The sequence below is a fragment of the Microbacterium sp. BWT-B31 genome, from assembly GCF_041379855.1.
In the GTDB taxonomy this organism is placed as follows: Bacteria; Actinomycetota; Actinomycetes; order Actinomycetales; family Microbacteriaceae; genus Microbacterium.
On sequence record NZ_JBFECU010000035.1, the window covers coordinates 1 to 1,950 of the forward strand.

1 protein-coding gene is annotated in these 1,950 nt (G+C 60.8%); it reads right to left on the reverse strand.

The genetic code is table 11. The features are described 5' to 3' along the window. Positions 1-77: 77 nt before the first annotated feature. Positions 78-1,208: a hypothetical protein gene (locus AB1K54_RS17270; RefSeq protein ID WP_371203999.1), complete on the reverse strand. Its 1,131-nt coding sequence runs from the start codon at positions 1,206-1,208 to the stop codon at positions 78-80. Between the last annotated feature and the right edge of the window lie 742 nt (positions 1,209-1,950).

Below are 1,950 nucleotides of genomic sequence, written 5' to 3' on the forward strand. Positions count from 1 at the left end.
TTGAAGGTGCTCCTCGAACTCGGTGAACTGGTCTCTAAGCAATTCCAATTCTCCCAGATCAGGAGCACTTTCCATCTTTACAACACGACCCGCAAGCCACTCAACGGCGAAAGCCCGAGGCTATCACCTTCCCCAGCGGCGATCGCCCCCGACGACTGCACCGTGCGCACACCGGTCACGGCTCCCACGCCGGACAGGTTGTATGGGTATCCCGTCTCTTGCACGATGTTGCCGCAAACCAAGCCGGTCGTTGACCCTGAGTAACAGATTTCTGCGCCGACTGGAACAAACGCGACACCGTTCAGGGCGGTGTAGGTGGCGCTGTCCCAAGCGGACACATAGAAGCCGGGGTTATTGAATGTTGTTTGGATGATTGCTCCGTCGTAGCTGGGGATCCGCGCGACCATCGAGCCGTTGTTGCCGTACGCGTAGACGGTGCTCCCTGTGCTGTTCGGCCAGCGCACCCATTGGCTGCCGACATCGCCGCAATGGGACGCCGTGACTACGCCCTTGTACCCGGTTGACGGTTGCTGGACGGGGAAGCCAGACGAGCACCCGGCATCGATGGTAGTGCCGGTGAAGCGATATATTCGTGCGCCACCCATGGCGTAGATGTCATTCTGGCGAGCGAAGGGGACGATGTCCCCGACGCCAGCCACCTCGATCGGAACACCAGCGACATCGCTGGGAGGTGCGGTGACCTGGCGAGCCGACTCCGTCACCCGGACTTCTACGGCCGAACCATCCTTTGGAATAGAAGCAGCAACTACACCGGATGTCGGGTCCGAGAGCAATGCTGCCGCAATGCGGCGAAGGTCCGCCGGGAGGTATGTGCTTTCGGCGAAGGCGACGGATACGTCGCTTGCTTCGGCATACGCGGCGAGCTCTGCGCTGGGCTCTCCGTGCCACCATGTGACCAGACCACTTCGATCGGGGAGAACTTCGACCGTGTTGTAGCGAGGATCGCCGCTGCCGAGCTTGTCTATCGCCGATGCAGCGTCCAGGAGTTCCTGAGTGATGGGCGGCAGAGTCAGTCTCTCCTGGAGAGCTGAGTCGGGAGCCCATGGCGGAGCATTCTCCTCACCCCCTGTCACTTCGAGGTCGTTGCTGCTGTTGCCGCTCGCGCTGGCGATGGTGCCGGGTAGCGCGATCAACGCCGCGGTCACGATCGCCGCCATGGCAACGCGAGACGTTCGTCTACGAGTCATGATTTTTCTCCTTGCTGTTTACCGTTGTGGACGAGCGAGTTTCGTACGAGGGCAGTCGCCAGGTCTGTGCTTCTTCGTACACTGTCGAAGTGATACGACTGAACCGAAGACCGCGATGGTGGCTCCTGTCGACGTTCGCACTGATGACGCTGCTGCTTGTCATCGGTCTCCTGGCGGGGCATTCGACCGACGTCACAGCGTGCGCACTTATGGACCCGGCACCGTTGTCTTGCTTCCCGGAGCGGCGACTGGCGATCTTGATCGGAGGGGTAACGATGGCCAATGTGGGTGGGGCTGCCGGTGTCGCAGCGTCCTGGGTAGCCAGCAAGCGACAAGCAATCATCATTGGACTCGTTGGGCTAGCACTCATTGCGGCGACGTCCTTGACGGCACTGTGGATCTTGTTCGCTTCACGCTGAGCGGATCGCGACGTCGCGCCGCCACGTTCCTGGACTCCGAGGACGCCAGACGAACCTATGGTGGAGGCTGCTCCGTCCATCCCCCCCGCAAGCTCGGTGCATTGGTGCGACTACTGCGGGGCTCACAACAGTCATATGCCGTCGCCGATTTCGCGTGGACCAGTTCTCCATATGGCGTAAAGTCCGACTCCATGATTCGGGGGTGCGTCCCATAGCGTGGTGTCACTTCCTGCGGTTCCTCGTCGTCGTTGACGATTGAGGGCCACCGTGGGATGACCAGTTGTTTCCGCCAAGAAGCAAAGAAGAGATCCCACGATGACCCA

Coding starts and splice junctions, on each gene's coding strand:
- AB1K54_RS17270 (WP_371203999.1), bottom strand. CDS start 1,208: ATGACTCGTAGACGAACGTCTCGCGTTGCCATGGCGGCGATCGTGACC.